General features: G+C 55.7%; 19 protein-coding genes and 1 pseudogene. 9 read left to right on the forward strand and 11 right to left on the reverse strand.

Features of this window, described 5'->3' with window-relative positions:
• Window positions 1–215 precede the first annotated feature (215 nt).
• Both rpoS and Q9245_RS13400 read left to right on the forward strand, forming a co-directional pair.
• Window positions 216–1046: pseudogene (rpoS, locus tag Q9245_RS13395) on the forward strand (RNA polymerase sigma factor RpoS); the annotation flags it as partial.
• Between the two features lie 194 nt (window positions 1047–1240).
• Window positions 1241–1816, forward strand: coding sequence for a chalcone isomerase family protein (locus Q9245_RS13400; RefSeq protein ID WP_305897661.1), 576 nt, complete (start codon window positions 1241–1243; stop codon window positions 1814–1816).
• Between the two features lie 78 nt (window positions 1817–1894).
• Here the strand turns inward: Q9245_RS13400 and nth are convergent, their stop codons facing one another.
• Genes nth through metG form a run of 8 tightly spaced genes read right to left on the reverse strand, consistent with a single transcriptional unit; the run spans window position 1895 to window position 10104 of the window.
• Window positions 1895–2533 (reverse strand): endonuclease III, encoded by a 639-nt coding sequence (gene nth, locus Q9245_RS13405; RefSeq protein WP_305897662.1) that lies wholly within the window; start codon window positions 2531–2533, stop codon window positions 1895–1897.
• Window positions 2534–2564: 31 nt separating this feature from the next.
• Window positions 2565–3281, reverse strand: a complete 717-nt coding sequence (locus Q9245_RS13410) for an electron transport complex subunit E (RefSeq protein WP_305897663.1) — start codon at window positions 3279–3281, stop codon at window positions 2565–2567.
• A gap of 2 nt (window positions 3282–3283) precedes the next feature.
• A complete protein-coding gene (rsxG, locus tag Q9245_RS13415) occupies window positions 3284–3985 on the reverse strand; it encodes an electron transport complex subunit RsxG (RefSeq protein WP_305897664.1) in 702 nt (233 codons plus the stop codon).
• The gene (gene rsxD, locus Q9245_RS13420; protein ID WP_305897665.1) at window positions 3982–5040 is read right to left on the reverse strand and encodes an electron transport complex subunit RsxD; all 1059 of its coding nucleotides are present in this window, start codon (window positions 5038–5040) and stop codon (window positions 3982–3984) included. The genes rsxG and rsxD overlap by 4 nt, the downstream gene beginning before the upstream one ends.
• A gap of 21 nt (window positions 5041–5061) precedes the next feature.
• Window positions 5062–6879 carry an electron transport complex subunit RsxC gene (rsxC, locus tag Q9245_RS13425; protein WP_305897666.1) on the reverse strand — a complete coding sequence of 606 codons (1818 nt, stop codon included), beginning with the start codon at window positions 6877–6879 and terminating at the stop codon, window positions 5062–5064.
• The gene (rsxB, locus tag Q9245_RS13430; RefSeq protein WP_305897667.1) at window positions 6879–7451 is read right to left on the reverse strand and encodes an electron transport complex subunit RsxB; all 573 of its coding nucleotides are present in this window, start codon (window positions 7449–7451) and stop codon (window positions 6879–6881) included. The genes rsxC and rsxB overlap by 1 nt, the downstream gene beginning before the upstream one ends.
• A gap of 12 nt (window positions 7452–7463) precedes the next feature.
• On the reverse strand, window positions 7464–8045 hold the full coding sequence (gene rsxA / locus Q9245_RS13435; protein ID WP_199007448.1) for an electron transport complex subunit RsxA: 582 nt from the start codon (window positions 8043–8045) through the stop codon (window positions 7464–7466).
• A 25-nt stretch (window positions 8046–8070) separates the two neighbouring features.
• Window positions 8071–10104 (reverse strand): methionine--tRNA ligase, encoded by a 2034-nt coding sequence (metG, locus tag Q9245_RS13440; RefSeq protein WP_305897668.1) that lies wholly within the window; start codon window positions 10102–10104, stop codon window positions 8071–8073.
• A 178-nt stretch (window positions 10105–10282) separates the two neighbouring features.
• On the opposite strand from metG, the gene apbC reads away from it, so the two are divergent.
• The 4 genes from apbC to Q9245_RS13460 all read left to right on the forward strand — a co-directional run bounded on the left by apbC (window position 10283) and on the right by Q9245_RS13460 (window position 14196).
• The gene (apbC, locus tag Q9245_RS13445) at window positions 10283–11383 is read left to right on the forward strand and encodes an iron-sulfur cluster carrier protein ApbC (RefSeq protein ID WP_199007446.1); all 1101 of its coding nucleotides are present in this window, start codon (window positions 10283–10285) and stop codon (window positions 11381–11383) included.
• A gap of 303 nt (window positions 11384–11686) precedes the next feature.
• The gene (gene dcd / locus Q9245_RS13450; protein ID WP_247063590.1) at window positions 11687–12253 is read left to right on the forward strand and encodes a dCTP deaminase; all 567 of its coding nucleotides are present in this window, start codon (window positions 11687–11689) and stop codon (window positions 12251–12253) included.
• Window positions 12250–12849: a YjaG family protein gene (locus Q9245_RS13455; RefSeq protein ID WP_305897669.1), complete on the forward strand. Its 600-nt coding sequence runs from the start codon at window positions 12250–12252 to the stop codon at window positions 12847–12849. The genes dcd and Q9245_RS13455 overlap by 4 nt, the downstream gene beginning before the upstream one ends.
• 63 nt (window positions 12850–12912) lie before the next feature.
• Window positions 12913–14196: a valine--pyruvate transaminase gene (locus Q9245_RS13460; RefSeq protein ID WP_305897670.1), complete on the forward strand. Its 1284-nt coding sequence runs from the start codon at window positions 12913–12915 to the stop codon at window positions 14194–14196.
• On the opposite strand, the gene Q9245_RS13465 is transcribed toward Q9245_RS13460, so the two are convergent.
• The 3 genes from Q9245_RS13465 to purM all read right to left on the reverse strand — a co-directional run bounded on the left by Q9245_RS13465 (window position 14187) and on the right by purM (window position 16724).
• Window positions 14187–14927 (reverse strand): DUF3108 domain-containing protein, encoded by a 741-nt coding sequence (locus tag Q9245_RS13465; protein ID WP_305897671.1) that lies wholly within the window; start codon window positions 14925–14927, stop codon window positions 14187–14189. The genes Q9245_RS13460 and Q9245_RS13465 overlap by 10 nt on opposite strands.
• Window positions 14928–15000: 73 nt before the next feature.
• Entirely contained in the window at window positions 15001–15663 is a 663-nt protein-coding gene (purN, locus tag Q9245_RS13470) for a phosphoribosylglycinamide formyltransferase (RefSeq protein ID WP_305897672.1), read from the reverse strand.
• Entirely contained in the window at window positions 15660–16724 is a 1065-nt protein-coding gene (gene purM, locus Q9245_RS13475; RefSeq protein WP_305897673.1) for a phosphoribosylformylglycinamidine cyclo-ligase, read from the reverse strand. The genes purN and purM overlap by 4 nt, the downstream gene beginning before the upstream one ends.
• Window positions 16725–16927: 203 nt before the next feature.
• On the opposite strand from purM, the gene Q9245_RS13480 reads away from it, so the two are divergent.
• The 3 genes from Q9245_RS13480 to hda are packed head-to-tail and all read left to right on the forward strand — an operon-like array spanning window position 16928 to window position 19482.
• Window positions 16928–18208: a DUF2066 domain-containing protein gene (locus Q9245_RS13480; RefSeq protein WP_305897674.1), complete on the forward strand. Its 1281-nt coding sequence runs from the start codon at window positions 16928–16930 to the stop codon at window positions 18206–18208.
• Between the two features lie 18 nt (window positions 18209–18226).
• Window positions 18227–18787, forward strand: a complete 561-nt coding sequence (locus tag Q9245_RS13485) for a CDP-alcohol phosphatidyltransferase family protein (protein WP_305897675.1) — start codon at window positions 18227–18229, stop codon at window positions 18785–18787.
• Entirely contained in the window at window positions 18766–19482 is a 717-nt protein-coding gene (gene hda, locus Q9245_RS13490; protein WP_305897676.1) for a DnaA regulatory inactivator Hda, read from the forward strand. The genes Q9245_RS13485 and hda overlap by 22 nt, the downstream gene beginning before the upstream one ends.
• Window positions 19483–19492: the final 10 nt, after the last annotated feature.

Below are 19492 nucleotides of genomic sequence, written 5' to 3' on the forward strand. Positions count from 1 at the left end.
CAACAAGACGTATAGGGCGATCACAGGATTATTGAGAGGCGGGATGCATCATGTCACTAGAACAAGAAGGCGTCATTGATCGCGTAGCAGAAGTAGACGAATTGGACGAGTCGATGTTGACCGAGGGTAAGCCCGGCAAAGCGCCAGCTACCAAACCGGCCGTCGATAAAGCAGATGACCTTACTTACCGCGGGAAGTTTCTTGCTTCCCAAAAGCAGCTGGACGCAACTCAGCTGTACCTCAACGAAATTGGTTTTTCCCCCTTACTAACTCCAGAAGAAGAAGTGTATTTTGCACGCTTGGCCCGAAAGGGCGAAGAGTCTGGTCGTAAGCGGATGATTGAAAGCAACTTGCGGTTGGTGGTGAAAATCGCCCGGCGCTATGTCAATCGGGGGCTGACACTTCTTGATTTGATCGAGGAGGGTAACCTGGGGCTCATTAGAGCGGTAGAAAAATTCGATCCAGAGCGGGGCTTCCGTTTCTCAACCTACGCAACCTGGTGGATTCGCCAGACCATCGAACGGGCGATCATGAACCAGACCCGGACGATCCGTTTGCCCATCCACGTGGTTAAAGAGCTCAACCTGTACCTGCGTGCAGCGCGAGAGCTCACTCAGAAGCTTGACCACGAACCAACCGCAGAAGACATTGCCCAGTTGGTTGATAAGCCTGTCAAAGACGTTAAGCGCTTGCTGGGTCTTAATGAACGTGTGGCCTCGATGGATACACCTCTCGGCGCCGGCAGTGACAAGTCACTTCTGGATACCGTGGCCGACGAAGGGGCATCGGATCCAGCCGATGTGTTGCAAGACAACAATATGAGTTCGTGTCTTGAGAACTGGATTGATCAGCTGAGTGACAAGCAGCAGGAAGTCTTGTCGCGCCGATTCGGCTTGCGGGGCTATCCAATCAGCACCCTGGAGGAAGTGGGGCAGGAAATCGGTCTGACTCGGGAACGGGTTCGTCAGATTCAGGTGGAAGCCCTGCGCCGTTTAAGAGAAATCCTTGAAAAAGAAGGCCTTTCTAGTAACCTGTTATTCGAATAGGTTGCGCCCGATCTGAGGCATAAGAAAACCGGCCATGGAAACATGGCCGGTTTTTCATTTATGGTCACCATCAAATGAGAACCAGGTGCCGATGGCGGGTTCACCTTCATTGCTAGAATGTGGCTTCGGTTCGAGGTTGTGTGCAGGCCTCGAAACGAAACCACGTTCGATAATAATGATTGAAGGAAAGGACGATGAAGAAGACACTTACAACAGGATTTGCATCTCTGCTTCTGGCTGGAGCATTGGTAACGCCCGTGCACGCTCTCGAAGTGGCTGGTGTTGATATTCCGGATACTTACACGGCTGCAGGCCAGGAGCTTCAGTTGAACGGTGCGGGCACGCGCTCAAAGTGGTTTATGGACCTTTATGTAGGTGGTCTATACGTTCAAGAGAAAGTCAGCGATGGCGGCGCCGTTATTAATGCAGATGAGCCACAAGCCATCGCTTTGCATATTACCTCCGGCATGATTACCAGCGATCGCATGACTGAGGCCACGATGGATGGTTTCAAGGCGGCAACGGATGGCGACCTGTCCTCCATTCAGTCCGACGTTGACCAGTTCTTGTCTGTGTTCCGGGAGGAGATCAAAGAAGGCGACGTATTCGAGCTCGTATACGTTCCTGGCAGTGGCGTGCAAGTGCTCAAGAACGGCGAGCAGAAAGACACCGTGGGTGATTTCGAATTCAAAAAGGCTTTGTTTGGAATCTGGTTGTCGGATGAGCCAGCGCAGAAAGACTTGAAAGCGAAGATGCTGGGCAAGAGCTAAGAACAGCATAAATTATATGCCATCAAAAAAACCGGCTGTTGCCGGTTTTTTGATGCTCTAGGTGGCGCGCTCAGCGTCTTATTGGTAATCCCGCTTCTGCTTAAATTCACAGAGATCTTCAATCATACAGGCACCACACTTTGGCTTCCGCGCGACACAGGTGTATCGGCCGTGGAGAATAAGCCAGTGATGCGCGTCCATCAAAAATTCTTTTGGCACTAGCCGCATTAAACGTTTTTCGACTTCCAATACGGTTTTCCCGGGCGCTATGCCTGTACGATTAGAGACGCGAAAGATGTGGGTATCTACGGCCATAGCGGGTTGCCGGAACGCCGTGTTCAGCACAACATTGGCCGTTTTCCGGCCTACGCCGGGCAAGGCCTCGAGGTCTTCGCGATTATCCGGTACTTCGCTGTTGTGCTTGTCGATCAGGATCTTGCAGGTTTTGATCACGTTTTCGGCTTTGCTGTTAAACAGGCCGATGGTTTTTATGTATTCCTTCAGCCCATCGACACCGAGCGCGTAGATGGCTTCCGGTGTATTAGCCACCGGATAGAGTTTATCGGTGGCTTTGTTCACGCCAACATCCGTGGCTTGTGCGGATAGAATAACGGCAATCAACAGCTCAAACGGAGTGCTGTAATTCAGCTCGGTTGTCGGGTTTGGATTGTCATTTCTGAGCCGCGTGAAAATTTCGATGCGCTTTTCTTTGTTCATGATCTTCCTGAAATAGAGTCGTTCACGAGGGTTAGGAAACGCTGCCGGTTACCCGCACCCGCTTGCTACCTGCTTCCGCTTGCACAGGCGCAGCAGCCAGTCGTTTCTCTTTCAGACGCTGATCAATGCCATTTTTCAAAGCGATAAGAAGGCCCAGCCCTACAAACGCACCGGGTGGCAGCACCATAAACAACATGTCGGGGTATTGCTCGAATGGGCGAATCGTCCAGTTTGCGGCGTCTGGTCCAAGCAGCAGGTGCATGTCGGCAAACAAGGTGCCTTGGCCGAGTAATTCCCGCATGCCACCCAGAACGATCAAGACCAGCAAGAAGCCCAGGCCCATCATGGCACCGTCAAGCAGAGAGGGCAGAGGCGCGTTTTTAGAGGCAAAGGCATCGGCGCGGCCCAGAATGGCGCAGTTGGTGACGATCAGTGGAATAAATATCCCGAGAATTTGATAGAGCTCGTAAGTGAATGCCTGCATCAGCAGTTCCGCGCAGGTCACGAACGAGGCGATGATCATCACAAAGGCCGGAAGACGGACCGACTCGCCGACGAAATTCCGGATCAGAGACACCGACAGATTAGAACCGATCAGTACCAGTAAGGTGGCAAGACCCAGACCGATGGCGTTGACCACAGTGCTTGTAACAGCCAGCAGAGGGCAGAGCCCGAGTACCTGTACCAAGGCGGGATTGTTGGTCCAAAGGCCGTCTTTGATGATTTCGGAGGACGTTTTGGTGGCCATAATCACGAATGCTCCGCAGAGTTGAGTTCACCCGCAATGACTTCGGGGCGCTGCGTGTTGGGGTTGCCGGGTGGCGTTTCGTTCAAACGTTCCCGGATGTCTTGCCGGTGTTGTTGAAAGTAGACCAACGATCGTTGGACGGCCTTCACGATGGCCCGTGGGGTGATGGTGGCGCCGGTGAACTGGTCGAAGACCCCACCGTTCTTTTTGACATTCCAGAGCTTGGGGCGCGGATTGCTGAGAGAACGCCCCTCGAAATTGTAGACCCAGTCTGATTTGCGGGTTTCTATTCGGTCGCCTAGCCCCGGGGTTTCCCGGTGATTGGTCACCCGAACGCCCATAACCTCGCCATCCATATTGATGCCTACCAGCAAACGAATATCGCCGGAATACCCGTCCGGGGCCGTGGTGGGCATGATGATTCCGACCGGTTGGCCGTTGCGCCGAGCGACCCATACCTGCACTGGTTCATGCTTCGGCAGTTGCGAGCCTGCCGGTAGCGTTACAACATCCTTCAGTAAATCGTTGTCGTGCTGACTTTCCGGGATGATTTCGAACAGCGCTTTGGCTTCTGCGCGTTCAGCCTGTTCGATAATCCGGTCTTTCGTAATGCCTTGAGTCAGCGCGATGGTACCACCGGTAATGACGGCGAACAGACCCAAACCAATGGCGCTTCGGCGAATGGAACTCATCATTGCATTCATGACTTGGCTCCGTTCTTACTGGGCAAGCCCCGGCGTGCTTTGTGATGCCCATAGGTGCGAGGCGGTGTGTAATGATCAATAAAGGGTACTGCAAAGTTCATTAATAGAACGCTAAAGGCGACCGCATCCGGGTAGTTGCCCCAGGTGCGGATCAGGTAAATCAGCACACCGATACTGGCGCCGTAGATCAGCTTTCCGTGATGGCTGGTGGCTGCGGAGACGGGGTCGGTAGCAATGAAAAACGCGCCAAGCATGGTGCCGCCGGCTAACAGGTGAAGTTGCAGCGGGGCGTACTGGTCGGCGTTGCTGCCAAACGCCAGGCTCATAACGGTAATGCCGGCAAGGAAAGCGACCGGGATGTGCCAAGTGATAATTTTCAGGGCGATAAGAACCAGGCCGCCAAGCAGAAATGCCAGATTAACCCACTCCCAACCTCGCGCAACTTGCTCACCAAAGGTGGGGTGTTGCAGCACTTCTGCCGCAGTGTGAGTGGCAATTTTGTGTTTGTATTCATCCAGAGGCGTAGCCATGGTCCAGCCATCGACCGCGGTCTGGCTGGCGGAAAAGATCGTAGCTAGCGTGTCGCCAAACCCCGGTGCTCCAGCCCACAGCGTGGCTGGCTGTGCCCAGTTTGTTGTCATGGCCACCGGAAACGATACCAGCACCAGAGCGTATCCCACCATGGCAGGGTTGAACGGGTTCGAGCCTAAACCGCCGTAAAGCTGTTTCGCCACCACGATGGAGGTAATGACCGCAACGGCTGAAACCCACCAGGGCGCGAGTTGAGGTAGCGACAAGCCCAGCAATAACCCGGTCACTGCCGCAGTATTGTCACGCAGGAAAAAGGCAATGGGTTTGTTCCTCAGCTTGAGAATGAGGGCCTCGGTCGCAATTGCCAGAGCGACGCACCAAATCACATTGATCAGGTTGCCCCAGCCAAAGAACAGTGTTTGGGCGAGCAAGCCCGGAAGTGCCGCCAGAATGACCCAGAGCATCACGCGAGACGTGGGGCGAGCGTTGTGGGCGTGAGGAGAAGACTGTTGAATTAATGCCATGAACTATCAGCCTGAAATAAGTTACTCGGACGACGGAGTTTCGGGTTCAGCCGGGACTTGCTTGCGAGCTTCGGCGAGCGCGTCTTTTGCTCGCTTAACGCGGTCCTGGTTCTTGGCGACCGCGCGCTCCAGCTTTTCTACGTTGTCGGCTTGCTGGGCTTTCGCTTCGTCTAGCATCCCTTGCATCGTGTTGAGCTTGGCTTCGGCTTGGGAGACCTGTTTCTCCAAGGCTTCGATGTCGGGTTGTTCCTGGGCCGGGGCAGGTTCAGCCTTAGCTTGAACTGCTTTGGCTTTTTTGCGTTCCAGCGCCTGTTGGACCAGCGCCGCTTTGGCTGCACGGTCGTCTACGGTCTCGCCCTGAGCAGCAGCCTGTTCGGCTTCAGCCTGCTTTTTAGCCTGAGCTTCAGCAGCGGCTTTTGCTCGCTCTTTACGGCGCTGTTCTTTCTCTTGCTGCTCCCGCTCGAGTCTTGCCTGACGCGCTTCGAACCGCTCTCTCGCCCTGTCGGATTTGAGCTGTTCTTCGCGTTGGTTGCGAATTTCGCCTTTGGCAAAACGGTAGTACTGCACTAAAGGGATCGTGCTCGGGCAAACGTAAGAACAAGCACCGCATTCGATACAATCGAACAGATTCAGGTGTTCGGCTTTCTCGAATTCTTCTGCCTTGGAGTACCAGAATAACTGCTGCGGCAGCAGCTCCATCGGGCACGCTTCTGCGCATTGGCCACAGCGAATGCACGGTTGTTCAGGCGCGGGAGGCTGCAGCTCTTGAGCGGTGGCGGCAATGATACAGTTTGATGTTTTTACGACGGGAACGGCGTCGGTGGTGAGTGTGTAGCCCATCATGGGGCCACCTTGCACCAAGCGGTTCAGCAACCTTGGCTGTAGGCCGGCCATGGTTAACAACGCGCTGACCGGCGTACCGAGCAGGGTGTCGAAATTGCCGGGCTCCCGGACCGCGTCCCCGGTGATGGTCACGATCCGGGAAATCAGAGGTTTACCTTCATAGATCGCGCGCGAGACGGCAACGGCGGTGCCCACGTTCTGGCACATCACCCCAATGTCTGCCGGTATTCCGCCGCTGGGTACTTCCAGACCTGTCAGGATCTGTACCAGCTGTTTTTCGCCACCGGACGGGTACTTGGTCGGGATAACCGCGACTTCAATTTGCGTGCCTTTTATCGCTTCGCGAAGGGCGGTAATGGCTTCCGGCTTGTTGTCTTCGATGCCAATGACGCAGCGTGATGGCCGTAAAATCCACGCCATGATTTGCATGCCGGACACCACTTCCGCAGCGCGTTCGCGCATGGTCATGTCGTCAGCGGTAATGTAAGGCTCGCATTCCGCACCGTTGAGAATCAGTGTCTCAACCTTGCGATCACGGGGTGGTCTTAGCTTGATCGTCGTCGGGAAGCCTGCGCCGCCCATGCCAGCGATGCCTGCATCGCGGATCAGCTGCAGAACCTCATCCCGGTCAAGTTTTTGATAGTTCTCGACGGGGTGCAGGTCTACCCATTGATCTTCACCGTCCGGCTGCAGAATCACACACCGATCCGACATGCCGGAAGGGTGGGGAACGGACTGGAGCTCGATAGCCTGGATGGTGCCGGACGTTGGTGCGTGAACCGGCACGCCCATGCCAGTCGTGACATCGGCTATTTTCTGGCCCTTCAGAACCCGGTCACCTACGTTAACCAAAGTTTCAGCCTGCACGCCAATATGTTGCTGCAAAGGCAGGATCAGACGTTCGGGAATGCCGGCCGATCGGATAGGGCGACGGGTGGATTGAACTTTGTTTTCGGGCGGATGAATGCCACCTGAAAAATCCCACAACTGGCTCATCAGACAGTGGCTCCCTGGCGGTCAGTGGCAATGATGCTTGGAGCTGGCGGTGTCCAGGTACGGATGTCCGTTTCAACGGTGATCATATCAATGCAATCAACGGGGCAAGGCTCCACGCAGAGGTCGCAGCCTGTGCATTCGCTTTCGATCACCGTATGCATGTGTTTGGCCGCGCCGAGGATGGCATCTACCGGGCATGCTTGAATGCATTTCGTACAGCCGATGCACTCGTCTTCGCGGATCACCGCAACGCGGATGGCTTGCTCGGCACCGTGTTCGGCATCCAGCGGCTGAGGCTCCACATCGAGCAGGTCAGCCAGTGCCTTGATCGTACTTTCGCCGCCCGGGGGGCATTTGTTGATGGCGTCACCGTCGGCAATGGCATCGGCATAGGGGCGGCAGCCCGGGTAGCCACATTGGCCGCATTGAGTTTGCGGCAGAAGAGAGTCGATTTGATCGACCAGCGGGTTGCCCTCGACTTTGAAACGCTCGGAGGCAAAGCCCAGCAATCCGCCAAATACCAGCGCCAACGCGAGTAGCACGGTCACGGCAATCAGAAAGCTAATCCACATAATGCGTGCTCCTTACACCGCAACCAGGCCGGTAAAGCCCAGGAAGGCCAGAGCCATCAGGCCGGCAGTAATCAACCCGATGGAAGCACCGCGGAAAGCCACTGGGACATCCGACACGGCAATGCGTTCGCGCATTGCAGCAAACAGAACCAGCACCATAGAAAAGCCAGCCGCCGCACCAAAACCGTAAAGAACAGACTCGATAAAGTTGTTGTTCTTATTGATGTTAAGCAGCGCGACACCCAGTACCGCACAGTTGGTGGTGATCAGCGGCAGGAAAATGCCGAGAACCCGGTACAGTAAAGGGCTGGTTTTACGCACAACCATCTCGGTGAACTGCACCACAACGGCAATCACCAGAATGAAGGTGATGGTGCGTAAAAAGGCCAGATCCAGCGGTTCCAGCAAGTAGGTGTAGGCCAGATAGCTGCACACAGACGCCAGCGTCAGTACAAAGGTAGTTGCCAGCGACATCCCCATGGCGGTTTCCAGTTTTCCGGAAACCCCCATGAAAGGACATAGCCCGAGGAACTGAACCAGCACGAAGTTGTTCACCAGAATCGTACTGACCAAAATAAGCAAATACTCTGTCATCGGGAGCGTCTCTGCCTGTTGCTGCTTACATCACCCGCATGCCCGGCGTCGCGCCGGAATCGGGGGACAGAATAAAAATGTCTTTACCACCCGGCCCTGCGGCCAGAACCATGCCTTCAGACATGCCGAATTTCATCTTCCGAGGCTTCAGGTTGGCAACCATCACCGTCAGGCGGCCTTCGAGTTCTTCCGGTTTGTAGGCAGACTTAATACCCGCAAACACGTTGCGCTCGCCATGTCCCACATAAAGCGTCAGTCGAAGAAGCTTGTCGGCACCGTCCACATGCTCGGCCTTGACGATTTTCACCACCCGCAGATCCACCTTCGCGAAATCGCCGAATTCGATTTCATCCGCGATGGGTTCCAGATCAGACGCGGGTGCCTGCTGCTGGCCGGTGGCGGCCGGCATTTCTTCCTTGGATGCGTCCAGCATTTTCTCGACATGTCCCATATCGACGCGGCTCATCAGCGGTTTGAATTTGTCGATGCCGTGATTTTCCAGCAGATTCGCCCGTTCATTCCAGGTCAGGCGATCATTCAGGAACGATGCCGAAGCCTGTGCTGTCTTTGGCAGCACCGGGGTCAGGTAGGTCATCAGCAGGCGGAACATGTTGATCGCGTTGGTGCAGATGGCCTGCAATTTGTCGTCCTGTCCTTCCTGCTTGGCAATGATCCAGGGCTGCTCGTCGTTCACATACTGGTTGGCAATGTCGGCCAACTCCATGATCCGGCGCATCGCACGGCCAAATTCACGGGTTTCGTAGAACTCGGCAATTTGCTCGCCAGCGTCGATGAATTCTTGCAGCTTTTCTTGCTCAGTCACTTGGCCGAGCTGACCATCGAAGCGTTTGGTGATGAAACCGGCGCTGCGGCTGGCGATATTCACCACCTTGCCAACGAGATCCGAATTCACACGCGCTGCGAAGTCTTCAAGGTTCAAATCCATGTCGTCAACGCCACCAGTGAGCTTGGCAGCGAAGTAGTAACGCAGGTATTCCGGGTTCAGGTGATCCAGATAGGTGCGAGCCATGATGAAGGTGCCGCGGGACTTCGACATCTTCTTACCGTTAACAGTGACAAAACCATGCGCCCAAACCGCGGTTGGCGTGCGGAAACCGGCATCGTGCAGCATCGATGGCCAGAATAGAGCGTGGAAGTTGATGATGTCCTTACCAATGAAGTGATACACCTCAGCCGTGGAATCTTTCTTCCAGAAGTGTTCGAAATCGATGCCTTCACGATTACACAGGTTCTTGAAGCTGGCGAGGTAGCCAATTGGCGCGTCCAGCCAGACATAGAAAAACTTGCCCGGTGCGTCCGGAATTTCAAAACCGAAGTAGGGCGCATCTCGGCTGATGTCCCATTCCTGAAGCCCGGCATCCAGCCATTCGGCCAGTTTGTTGGCCACTTGCGGCTGCAGTGCGCCACTGCGAGTCCACTTGCTCAGAAAATCGTGGAATTCCGGCAACCTGAAGAAGTAATGCTCGGATTCTTTCTCAACCGGCGTAGCGCCAGAAACCGCTGAGCGAGGGTTGATCAACTCGGCGGGCGTGTAAGTTGCACCGCAGGCTTCACAGTTATCGCCGTATTGATCGTCTGTTTTGCATTTCGGGCAGGTACCTTTGATAAAGCGGTCTGCCAGAAACATCTCTTTCTCGGGATCAAAGAACTGCTTGATCTTGCGAGTCGCGATGTTGCCGTTGGCCTGGATCTGACGGTAGATGTATTCGGAAAAGTATTGGTTTTCTTCCGAATGGGTCGAGTAATAGTTGTCGAACTGGATGTGGAAGCCGGAAAAATCTTCCTGATGCTCCTGGCGAATCCGGTCAATCAACTGCTCCGGCGTAATGCCTTCACGCTCGGCCCGCAGCATAATCGCGGTACCGTGGGCATCGTCGGCGCAAACGTAATAGCAGTTGTGGCCACGCATTTTCTGGTAGCGCACCCAGATATCAGTCTGAATGTATTCCAGCAGGTGCCCAAGATGGATGGGCCCGTTGGCGTAGGGCAGAGCGCTGGTAACCAGAATATCGCGCTGTTGATTGCTCGCTTGCGTCATGGTGATGTCCGAACCTTATGTTGATACGGGTTGGAAAGACAAACGGGGTTTTGGTGACAATCAGAATTGATTGTTCCAGATGAAGACCCCATATGGTCAGAAACGGCCACAGATGATACCTTCCAAGCCATCAATTTTCACCTGCATTCAGGGTGATAAGCTTATTCCGGAGACCCCGATGACCCAGATCCCCCAAAAGGCACTCGAAGACGCCGTACGCGAATACCGTGACCCGTACTTGAACAAAGACCTGTATGAGCTGGGCGCGGTGAAAAATCTGACGGCAGACGAGCAGGGAAATGTTACCTTGATGGTCGAACTGCCATACCCTTCGAAAGGTATTGCTGGCGGCCTCAAACAAATCGTCGCCAACGCCATCGAATTCGTTGACGGGGTTGAAAGCGCCGAAGTACACGTGGCCCAAAAAATCCACGCCTGCAAAATCAATAAAGAAATCGCCTCGGTTCCCGGCGTAAAAAACATCATCGCCGTGGCCTCCGGCAAAGGCGGCGTCGGCAAATCCACGACCGCCGTCAACCTGGCATTGGCGCTGCACGCCGAAGGTGCCCGAGTAGGAATCCTGGATGCCGACATCTACGGCCCCAGCATCGGCATGATGCTCGGTGTGCCCGAAGGCAAACGCCCGGACGTGCGCGAAAACAAATACTTCGTCCCCATGCAGGCTCACGGCCTGCAAGCCAACTCCATGGCCTTCGTCACCACCGACAAAACTCCCATGGCCTGGCGAGGCCCTATGGTCAGTGGCGCCGTCATGCAACTGCTGCAACAAACGCTATGGGATGAACTCGACTACCTCGTAGTTGACATGCCGCCAGGCACCGGCGACATCCAGCTGACTCTCGGCCAAAAAGTCCCGGTCACCGGCACCGTCATCGTTACCACCCCGCAAGACATCGCCTTGCTGGACGGTAAAAAAGGCATCGAAATGTTCCGCAAAGTGGACATCCCGGTGATCGGCGTGATCGAAAACATGAGCGTCCACATCTGCAGCAACTGCGGCCACGAAGAGCATCTGTTTGGCTGCGAAGGCGGCGCACGCATCGCGGAAGAATACGACACCACCTTGCTGGGCCAGCTGCCCCTGCACATGACCATCCGCGAACAAACCGACAGCGGCTCGCCAACCGTCGTTGCCGAACCGGATTCTGAAGTGGCTCGCCGCTATCGCGATATTGCCCGCAGAGTGGGTGCGGAACTGTCCACAAGAGAGCGGAATTTAGGTGGAACGATTTCCAGTGTCTCAGTTGTTGAGCCATAACGAATAAACGGTTCTGCAGGGCGGCTTTCACAAACGTTTGATCGCGGCATCGGGCACGCCTTCCAAAAATGTCGTAGGCCATGGATGGCCGAAGAGAAGCGCACATGGATGTGCTAGTAGCGGTTTTTGGAAGGCGTGCCCGATGCCGCAGTCGCCATAGTTAGATCTTTTCAGAAGGCCGCCCTCGCAGCTGAGATCACCAAATCCAAAAGCCTGCCTGATAAACGCCCAAGCCTTCGACACAACCCCAAGGACAGGGTAAACTACGCCCCAATTTTTCCCAGCTGGAAACGAGAATTCCCCATGAGCATAAAGTCCGATAAGTGGATCCGCCGGATGTCCGAACAGCACGGCATGATCGAACCCTTCGAAGCCGGGCAAGTTCGTGAAAGCGACAAAGGCCGCGTCATCTCCTACGGCACCTCAAGTTACGGATACGACGTACGTTGCAGCAACGAATTCAAAATCTTCACCAACGTACATAGCGCCACCGTAGACCCGAAAAACTTCGACGAAAACAGCTTCGTCAACTACACCGGCGACGTCTGCGTCATTCCGCCGAACAGCTTCGCATTGGCGCGCACCGTAGAGTATTTCCGCATTCCGAGAAGCGTACTCACCATCTGCCTTGGCAAAAGCACCTACGCCCGCTGCGGTATCATCGTCAACGTAACCCCGCTGGAACCAGAGTGGGAAGGACAGGTCACCCTGGAGTTCTCCAACACCACAAATCTACCGGCGAAAATCTACGCCAACGAAGGCGTGGCACAGATGCTGTTCTTCGAATCCGACGAAATCTGTGAAACCAGCTACAAAGACCGTGGCGGAAAATACCTTGGCCAGACAGGCGTGACCCTGCCGCGGACATGAACGCCAACCAGTTTTTGAAAGCCGTTTCACAACTGCAGGGCTGGCGCGAATGCGCCTACCTGCTGGCCCTCGCCGAGCGCGCCTTCCCCAACTACGCCCTGTTCGCAGACGCAGTCGGCATGAAAAGCGGTGGCAAAATGCGCCAGCTGCTTGATCTTGCCTGGGGAACCCTACAGCTGGACACCTCCGAAGCCGCGATCCCGCAGTTGCTCAGCAAGCTCGAAACGCTCAGCCCCAACGTCGACGAGTTCGACGCATATGGCGTATACCCCGCTTTCGACTTCTGCCAGCTGCTCGAGCAGGCCTTGTTGAATCGCCTGAACCCGAGCAAACATCGGGCAACAGACGCGTCCCAGTTGGCCACCAAAACCGTCATGGATTTCGTTGAAATGTCGGAAGGTGAGGGTATGGATGACGACGAACTGATCCGGTTGTTCGATCAACATCCCCTGCTCAAAGAAGACAAGGTTTTTCAGCGCGACACGGTGCTCGCTCTCAAGCGACAGCGCGTGCCCAGTGAAGATTTCATTGAAGAACTGCGAAATGACGCCTCGAATGAAGGTGTCAGCAATCTGGGTATCTCGCTCGATACCTGATTGTCGCAGCCCGCAGTAGAATTCGCCTATACCTCCTTAATCGCTTTTGAACGGATAAGAGACATGAAACTCTCTGCTTTTGGTCGTAAGTTCACCGCCGATGCCGGCATCACTTCACTGATGGATGACTTGGGAAATGCCATGGCGTCCGGTGAGGATATGATCATGATGGGAGGTGGCAACCCAGGCCACATCCCGGAAGTTCAGCAAAGAGTGCAGGAGATTCTGGCGAATATGGCCACCGACGAAAATCAGGTGCGCCGCCTGGTGGGTATCTACGATCCCCCTCAGGGTGAAAAACAGTTCATTGCCTCCTTGGCTGAGTTGCTGAACAAAGAATACGGCTGGGGCCTGAAGCCCGAAAACATCGCGCTCACCAATGGCAGTCAGGCAGCTTTTTTTATGCTGTTCAACATGTTTGGTGGTGAGTACGGCAACGGGCAGCGCAAACACATCTTGCTGCCGTTGGCTCCGGAATACATCGGTTATGCCGATGCGGGCATCGATCAGGATTTGTTTCATGCGGTGCAGCCTGACATCTCGTTTACCGATGCCCATGAGTTCAAATATCGCGTGGACTTCGATGCGGTAGAAGTAACCGGCGAAACGGGCGCTATTTGTGTGTCCCGCCCCACCAACCCCACCGGCAACGTCATTACGGATGACGAGTTGGCCCGTCTGGAAGCGATGGCGCGCGAGCAAGACATTCCGCTGATTGTGGATGGCGCTTACGGTACGCCATTCCCGAGCTTGTTGTTCGTGGATGCAAAGCCGACCTGGAACGACCAGATTATTCTGTGCCTGAGTTTGTCCAAGCTCGGCTTGCCAGCGGCGCGTACTGGCATCGTGATCGCCTCTGCGCCGGTCATCAAGGCGTTATCTGGTATCAACGCCATCATGAATCTGGCTACCGGCAGTTTTGGTGCCATGCTGGCCGAGCCGCTGGTCAAGTCCGGTGAGATATTGTCGCTGAGTCGCGAAGTGATTTGCCCGTTCTACAAAGCGAAAATGGAAAGGGCCGTCGAGGCGTTCCGGGTGGCGATGGGGGAAGACAGTTGCCGCTGGTATATCCACAAACCGGAAGGCGCCATGTTCCTGTGGTTATGGTTTCCGGATTTGCCGGTTTCAAGCCTGGAGTTATACCAGCGCTTGAAAGAACGTGGGGTATTGGTCGTTTCCGGGCACTACTTCTTCCCGGGCTTGCCGGATGATGACTGGAAACATCGCCATGAGTGCTTGCGGGTTACCTACTCGCAGGATGACGAGCAGGTGGCAAGCGGGATGCGTATCATTGCTGATGAAGTGAAAGCGGTGTGGGCAGAGCACGGAGTGGCGGGTCAGTCCTGAACCCGCGCATCTTTTAAGCGTAGTTCGTATTCGCTGCCGTCTGGCTCGACCTGAAGAAGGCGGGCCAGCAGGTAGTTTTGCTCCGGATCAAACCACATCAAGGTTTGGCGCTTGGAGCCTTCCTCGCGCACCTTCTCGGCTTTCAGCGTTTTTAAGGTTCGGCCGCGGTCGCTCAGGCTTTCTTCGGCAATGACGGCAAAGCGATCGGTGTCGTAGTCACCCTTATCCAGCACCCGGTAGGTGATGTCACGCTTTCCGGCCTTTAAGTCCTGATGCAGTTGCAGTTGGTAGCCCAGAGGGTCCAGCGTGCCTTCCTCTAACTTTACTTCAAACGATTCGCCCCGATACTTTCCGGTTGCTATGCCTTTTTGCCAGTTGAAGTCGATCGACTGTTTTCGGTCTTTGATCAGAAAGCCGGACAGGCGATAGCGGTAGCGCAATGGAATGACGTGCCCGTTCTCCCATTTGAAGATCAGCGATTCATTGATGTCGGCGATGAAGGAGTCAACGTCGGTGCGATAAAGCCACACGTTGTTGCCCTGAGAGCTGAGCGTACGGATGCCCTGACCATTCAGGCTCACGCCTTTGGACATGGAGGCGGTGTAGCTGGCCTCGTAGGGGGTCAGTTCTGCCGTGGCAGTGCTGTCGGCAGATGCGCTGGCGGCGAGGCTAAAAAACAGAAGCCCCGCGAGCAGCGTAAAAACGTTGATTGGCGCTTGGTAGCGTTGCATTCGAAAGCCTCTTCACGGTCTGTGCATGTGACACAGTCTAGCCGTTATTGGCTCCGGGAAAATGACAATCTGTTCAGCTGTCCGAGAGGCGCATGGGTTTCGGCAGCAGTGAGCCGTCGAAATGAACGCCATCGGCGGCCAGCTGGATACGCCCTTCGCAGAACCAGCGCAGAACGATCGGGTAGAGCAGGTGTTCCTGCTGTTGAACACGCTCCGCCAGCGATTCCGCGGTGTCGTCATCGTTCACCCGAATTTCGGATTGTGCTATGACTGGCCCGCCATCCAGCTCTTCCGTGACAAAGTGGATGGAAACGCCGTGCACTTTGTCACCGGCTTCCAGCACGCGTTTGTGCGTGTTCAGGCCGGTGTAAGCTGGAAGTAGCGAGGGGTGGATGTTCAGCATCCTGCCCCGGAAGGCGCGAACAAAATCGGCCGTCAAAATGCGCATGAAGCCAGCCAGGACAATCACGTCCGGGTTGTGTCGGTGCAGCTCAGCCATCAGGGAGGCGTCGAACGCCTCCCGTGAATCCGACTTCGTATGGTCAATCACGAAGGTGGGGATGTTGGCTTGCTCTGCGCGCTCGAGCGCAAATGCACCGGGGCGGTTGCAGCCCACAGCAATGATTTCGCCAGGGAAGTCCCGTTCACGGGTGGCTTCGATCAGAGCTTGCAGGTTGGTTCCGCTGCCAGAGGCGAGAACAACAATTTTGGGTAGCGGCGCTGGATCTGCCTTCATGCCTTAAGTAGCCCTGGCGCGTAACGAACCGCAGAAGCGGAGTCGCTGGAGTCTGCATTCTCGATAACGCCAACCTGCCACACGGTTTCGCCCATTGCGTTCAGCGTGTCGATGGCCAGGTCTTTTTGGTCTTCAGGCACGCACACGATCATACCGATGCCGCAGTTAAAGGTGCGGTACATTTCTTCTGCCGCCACGCCGCCGGCGTCTTTCAGCCACTGGAATACGGGCGGTAGCTCCCAGCTATCCGTATCGATTGCAGCAACCGTGTTGTCTGGCAGAACGCGGGGAATGTTTTCTGGCAGTCCGCCGCCGGTGATGTGTGACATGGCGCGCACGTCGACGTCGCGGATCAGCTTCAGCAAATTTTTGACGTAAATGCGGGTCGGGGCCATGAGCGCATCCGCCAGAGTGGTGTCACCCATCGGCTGACTCAAATCGGCGCCGCTCACTTCGAGGATTTTGCGGATCAGTGAATAACCGTTCGAGTGTGGGCCTGAAGAGCCCAAAGCCAGCAGTACATCACCGGACTGAACACGGCTGCCGTCAAGAATGTTTTCGCGCTCAACCACGCCAACACAGAAGCCTGCGAGGTCGTAGTCATCGCCTTCGTACATGCCTGGCATTTCTGCGGTCTCGCCGCCCACCAGTGCACAGCCGGAAAGCTCGCAGCCTTTGCCGATGCCTTCAACGACATTGGCCGCAATATCGACGTTAAGTTTGCCGGTGGCGTAATAATCCAGGAAGAACAGAGGTTCGGCGCCACCAACGATCAGGTCGTTCACGCACATGGCAACAAGGTCGATACCGATGGTGTCGTGCTTTTCGAGTTGCATGGCCAGGCGAAGCTTGGTGCCAACGCCATCGGTGCCTGAAACCAAGACGGGCTCTTTGTAGCCAGCCGGAATGGACACCATGGCACCAAAACCACCAAGGCCGCCGAGTACTTCGGGGCGGCGGGTTTTGGCCGCGGTGTTCTTGATGCGGTTTACCAGCTCGTTACCGGCATCAATATCAACGCCTGCATCGCGGTAGGTCAGGGAGGGCTTCTGTTCGCTCATGGAAAATAACCATTGGACTGTGGGTCTGGCCGCGGATTTTAACAGGTGCGCACGGGGGCTCCAACTGGTATTCCGCGATACGGCCACGATTCGTTGGATAATCTACGGTTATCACGTAGAGCGGTGGCTGGCTTGCTACTCAGCTGACAGGCGATGGTGTATCCTGTGCGCCAATCATGGGAACGGCAGGGTGCTACATCTACATGACGAATTCAGTCAACGGGTATTCAGCAGTAATGAAGCGGGCAGTGCTCGTGGCAATGGCGATGGTGTGCGCCTTGTTTGTTGCATCGCCAGCGACAGCGGTCACTATTACCGGGCTCTACAATGCCGATGTGCCGATTTCGGATACCAGCAGCTCGAGTGTGAAGGCCGGGTATGAGGCGGGGCTTCGTGAAGTTCTGGTGCGAGTTTCGGGCAGTCGGGACGTATTGGAGCTTGAAGGTGTCGAAGGCCTCCTGAGCAAGGCTGAATCCTTGTTGCTGTCCTATCAGGTAGGGCAAAGCCAGGGCCAGAGCCGCATGCAGATGAGTTTCGGCGCGGTAGGCGTGAACCGTGGGCTGGCTGCGCTCAATGCCCCGGTGTGGGGGGCAAACCGTCCGCTTACGTTGGCCTGGATCGCAGTGGAAGAACGGGGTCAGCGCCAGTTGATTACCGAAGAGGCGGATGGGGCATCGCAATCCGGCAGTGCAGCCGAGTGGCGCCAGCAGTTTGTGGCGGCAGCCTCTGAGCGCGGGTTACCGATGGTGTTTCCTGACCCGCAATTTTCCGGCGACCGCTCCCTGCTATCAGATTTGTGGGGCCAGTTTGTTGACCGAATTGAAGCGGCTTCCGAAGGGCAGGCCTATGATGTGGTCTCATTAATGCGCATTAGTCGCTCCGGTGGTCAGTGGCGCGCGGGCTGGGTATTCGAAGGTATGGGCATGGACCCGAGTGAGCGTTCAGCCAGTGCCGGTACGCCAGCAGAGTTGGCCGCAAAAGTCGTCGATCAGTGGGCCGAACTTTATGCTAGCCGTTACGCGGTTTCCGCTGGTAATGTGGCCGATTCCCCGGCAGTTGACGTAGTGTTGGACGGTGTAACCTCGCTGGCGGATTACGGCAATGTAGTGAAGGCGCTGCAAAGTATGACGCCCGTACGCGCCGTTGGGGCATCGCGCATTCGGGGCGAGCGTTTAACGTTGGAGGTGGCGTTTTCGGGCGAGTTGAATCAGCTGCAAGAATACATTGCCCTGGATCCCCGATTCGTCGCCCAGAACGCAGAGGATGCAACGCCGATGGAAGCGGCTGAGGCGCCGCAATCGAGCGCCCCGGAGGGGCAGGAGGCTCAGGGTCACGAAGCGGAAGCAGCAGACGTTTCCGGCCCCGCTTACCAGTCGTTGCCGGAAGGTGATGAACAAGACGCCGCTGACGCGTTCGAATCACTCTACGAAGTACTTTACTACCGCTGGCAGAGTGCCCCGGGGCGTGGTGGTAGCCACTCGTAAACTGACGGAGACTTATACGTGAGATCGCAGCAGTGGCGTTGGATCCCCAATGCACTGACGTTTTTGCGGATCGTGCTGATCATTCCGTTCGCCGGTGCCTTGCTTGACGGCGGGTACCGCCTTGCGTTGGTGATTTTTGTTGTGGCAGCGCTGACCGATGCGATTGATGGTTTTCTTGCCCGCTCATTCAACTGGAAAAGCAGGCTGGGTGCCATTGCCGATCCGCTGGCGGACAAGGCATTGCTGATCACCACTTACCTGATGTTGACGATTACGGGTGTGTTGCCGGTTTGGTTGTTTGCCTTGGTGCTTGGGCGCGATTTGATTATTGTGTGCGGAGGGCTTGCGTTCCATTATGGCGTAGGGCGCTTTGAAATGGAGCCGAGTATACCGGGCAAAATGAATACCTTTATCCAAATTCTGGCCGCTTTGGTGATCATTATTCTTATGGCCGGCATGTCGATGGAACCCTGGATCCTCACAGCCAGTATCTGGGTCGTAGCTGTGTCCGCGGTGTTTAGCGGTGGCCATTATGTGTTGGTTTGGGGTGTGCGAGCATGGAGGGCAAAGCGGTCGTGATACCGTCTCAGATGATCCTCGGGGTCAAACTCAGGGATGACGCTCGTTTCGATAATTTCCACGGTGACAGGAATCGCGAGGCGGCTCGCCGGCTTGAAGCGATCTGTGATGCGCCGCAGGGACTTCCGGTGGTTGTGGTGTGCGGCGATTCCGACACCGGCAAAAGCCATTTGTTACAGGCTGCCTGCAATAAAACCGACCAGTTTGGCCGAGCCGGAGTCTGTATCAGTATTGGCGAATTGCTGCCTTTTGGCCCGGATGCACTGGATGGCCTTGATGTGCACCCGTTGCTTTGTCTTGACGATCTCGAAAAGATTGCCGGTAAAGCCGATTGGGAAGAAGCGATTTTCCACCTCTATAACCGGGTCATGGACCGTGGCGGGTTGCTGCTTGTGAGCATGTCGGAAGTGCCCGGCTCGTTGCCGTTCGGCTTGCCGGATCTGGTGTCCCGGCTGTCGCATGGTTTATTGCTACAGCTCGGCTTGTACCGGGACGAAGACCGGATGCATATACTGATGGCCCGAGCCGAGCAGCGTGGTTTGGTGGTCAGCGATGATGTGGCTAATTTTATCATGCGGCGTGCGCCCCGAAAGCTCGGAGATCTGCTGGGTATTCTGGACACTCTGGACGAAAACTCGCTGCAAGCTCAGCGGCGTTTGACCATTCCCTTCGTAAAAACGGTGATGGGTTGGTAGCAGTACAATA

The organism is Marinobacter sp. MDS2 (genome assembly GCF_030718085.1).
Classification (GTDB): domain Bacteria; phylum Pseudomonadota; class Gammaproteobacteria; order Pseudomonadales; family Oleiphilaceae; genus Marinobacter.

Excerpts from the sequence above, each read along its gene's own strand:
- purN (WP_305897672.1), bottom strand. The coding sequence starts at position 15,663 with ATGAAGGCAGATCCAGCGCCGCTACCCAAAATTGTTGTTCTCGCCTCT.
- Q9245_RS13465 (WP_305897671.1), bottom strand. The coding sequence starts at position 14,927 with ATGCAACGCTACCAAGCGCCAATCAACGTTTTTACGCTGCTCGCGGGG.
- apbC (WP_199007446.1), top strand. The coding sequence starts at position 10,283 with ATGACCCAGATCCCCCAAAAGGCACTCGAAGACGCCGTACGCGAATAC.
- Q9245_RS13455 (WP_305897669.1), top strand. The coding sequence starts at position 12,250 with ATGAACGCCAACCAGTTTTTGAAAGCCGTTTCACAACTGCAGGGCTGG.
- hda (WP_305897676.1), top strand. The coding sequence starts at position 18,766 with ATGGAGGGCAAAGCGGTCGTGATACCGTCTCAGATGATCCTCGGGGTC.
- nth (WP_305897662.1), bottom strand. The coding sequence starts at position 2,533 with ATGAACAAAGAAAAGCGCATCGAAATTTTCACGCGGCTCAGAAATGAC.
- rsxC (WP_305897666.1), bottom strand. The coding sequence starts at position 6,879 with ATGAGCCAGTTGTGGGATTTTTCAGGTGGCATTCATCCGCCCGAAAAC.
- rsxB (WP_305897667.1), bottom strand. The coding sequence starts at position 7,451 with ATGTGGATTAGCTTTCTGATTGCCGTGACCGTGCTACTCGCGTTGGCG.
- metG (WP_305897668.1), bottom strand. The coding sequence starts at position 10,104 with ATGACGCAAGCGAGCAATCAACAGCGCGATATTCTGGTTACCAGCGCT.
- Q9245_RS13410 (WP_305897663.1), bottom strand. The coding sequence starts at position 3,281 with ATGGCCACCAAAACGTCCTCCGAAATCATCAAAGACGGCCTTTGGACC.
- rsxA (WP_199007448.1), bottom strand. The coding sequence starts at position 8,045 with ATGACAGAGTATTTGCTTATTTTGGTCAGTACGATTCTGGTGAACAAC.
- Q9245_RS13400 (WP_305897661.1), top strand. The coding sequence starts at position 1,241 with ATGAAGAAGACACTTACAACAGGATTTGCATCTCTGCTTCTGGCTGGA.
- purM (WP_305897673.1), bottom strand. The coding sequence starts at position 16,724 with ATGAGCGAACAGAAGCCCTCCCTGACCTACCGCGATGCAGGCGTTGAT.
- dcd (WP_247063590.1), top strand. The coding sequence starts at position 11,687 with ATGAGCATAAAGTCCGATAAGTGGATCCGCCGGATGTCCGAACAGCAC.
- rsxD (WP_305897665.1), bottom strand. The coding sequence starts at position 5,040 with ATGGCATTAATTCAACAGTCTTCTCCTCACGCCCACAACGCTCGCCCC.
- Q9245_RS13480 (WP_305897674.1), top strand. The coding sequence starts at position 16,928 with ATGACGAATTCAGTCAACGGGTATTCAGCAGTAATGAAGCGGGCAGTG.
- Q9245_RS13460 (WP_305897670.1), top strand. The coding sequence starts at position 12,913 with ATGAAACTCTCTGCTTTTGGTCGTAAGTTCACCGCCGATGCCGGCATC.
- rsxG (WP_305897664.1), bottom strand. The coding sequence starts at position 3,985 with ATGAATGCAATGATGAGTTCCATTCGCCGAAGCGCCATTGGTTTGGGT.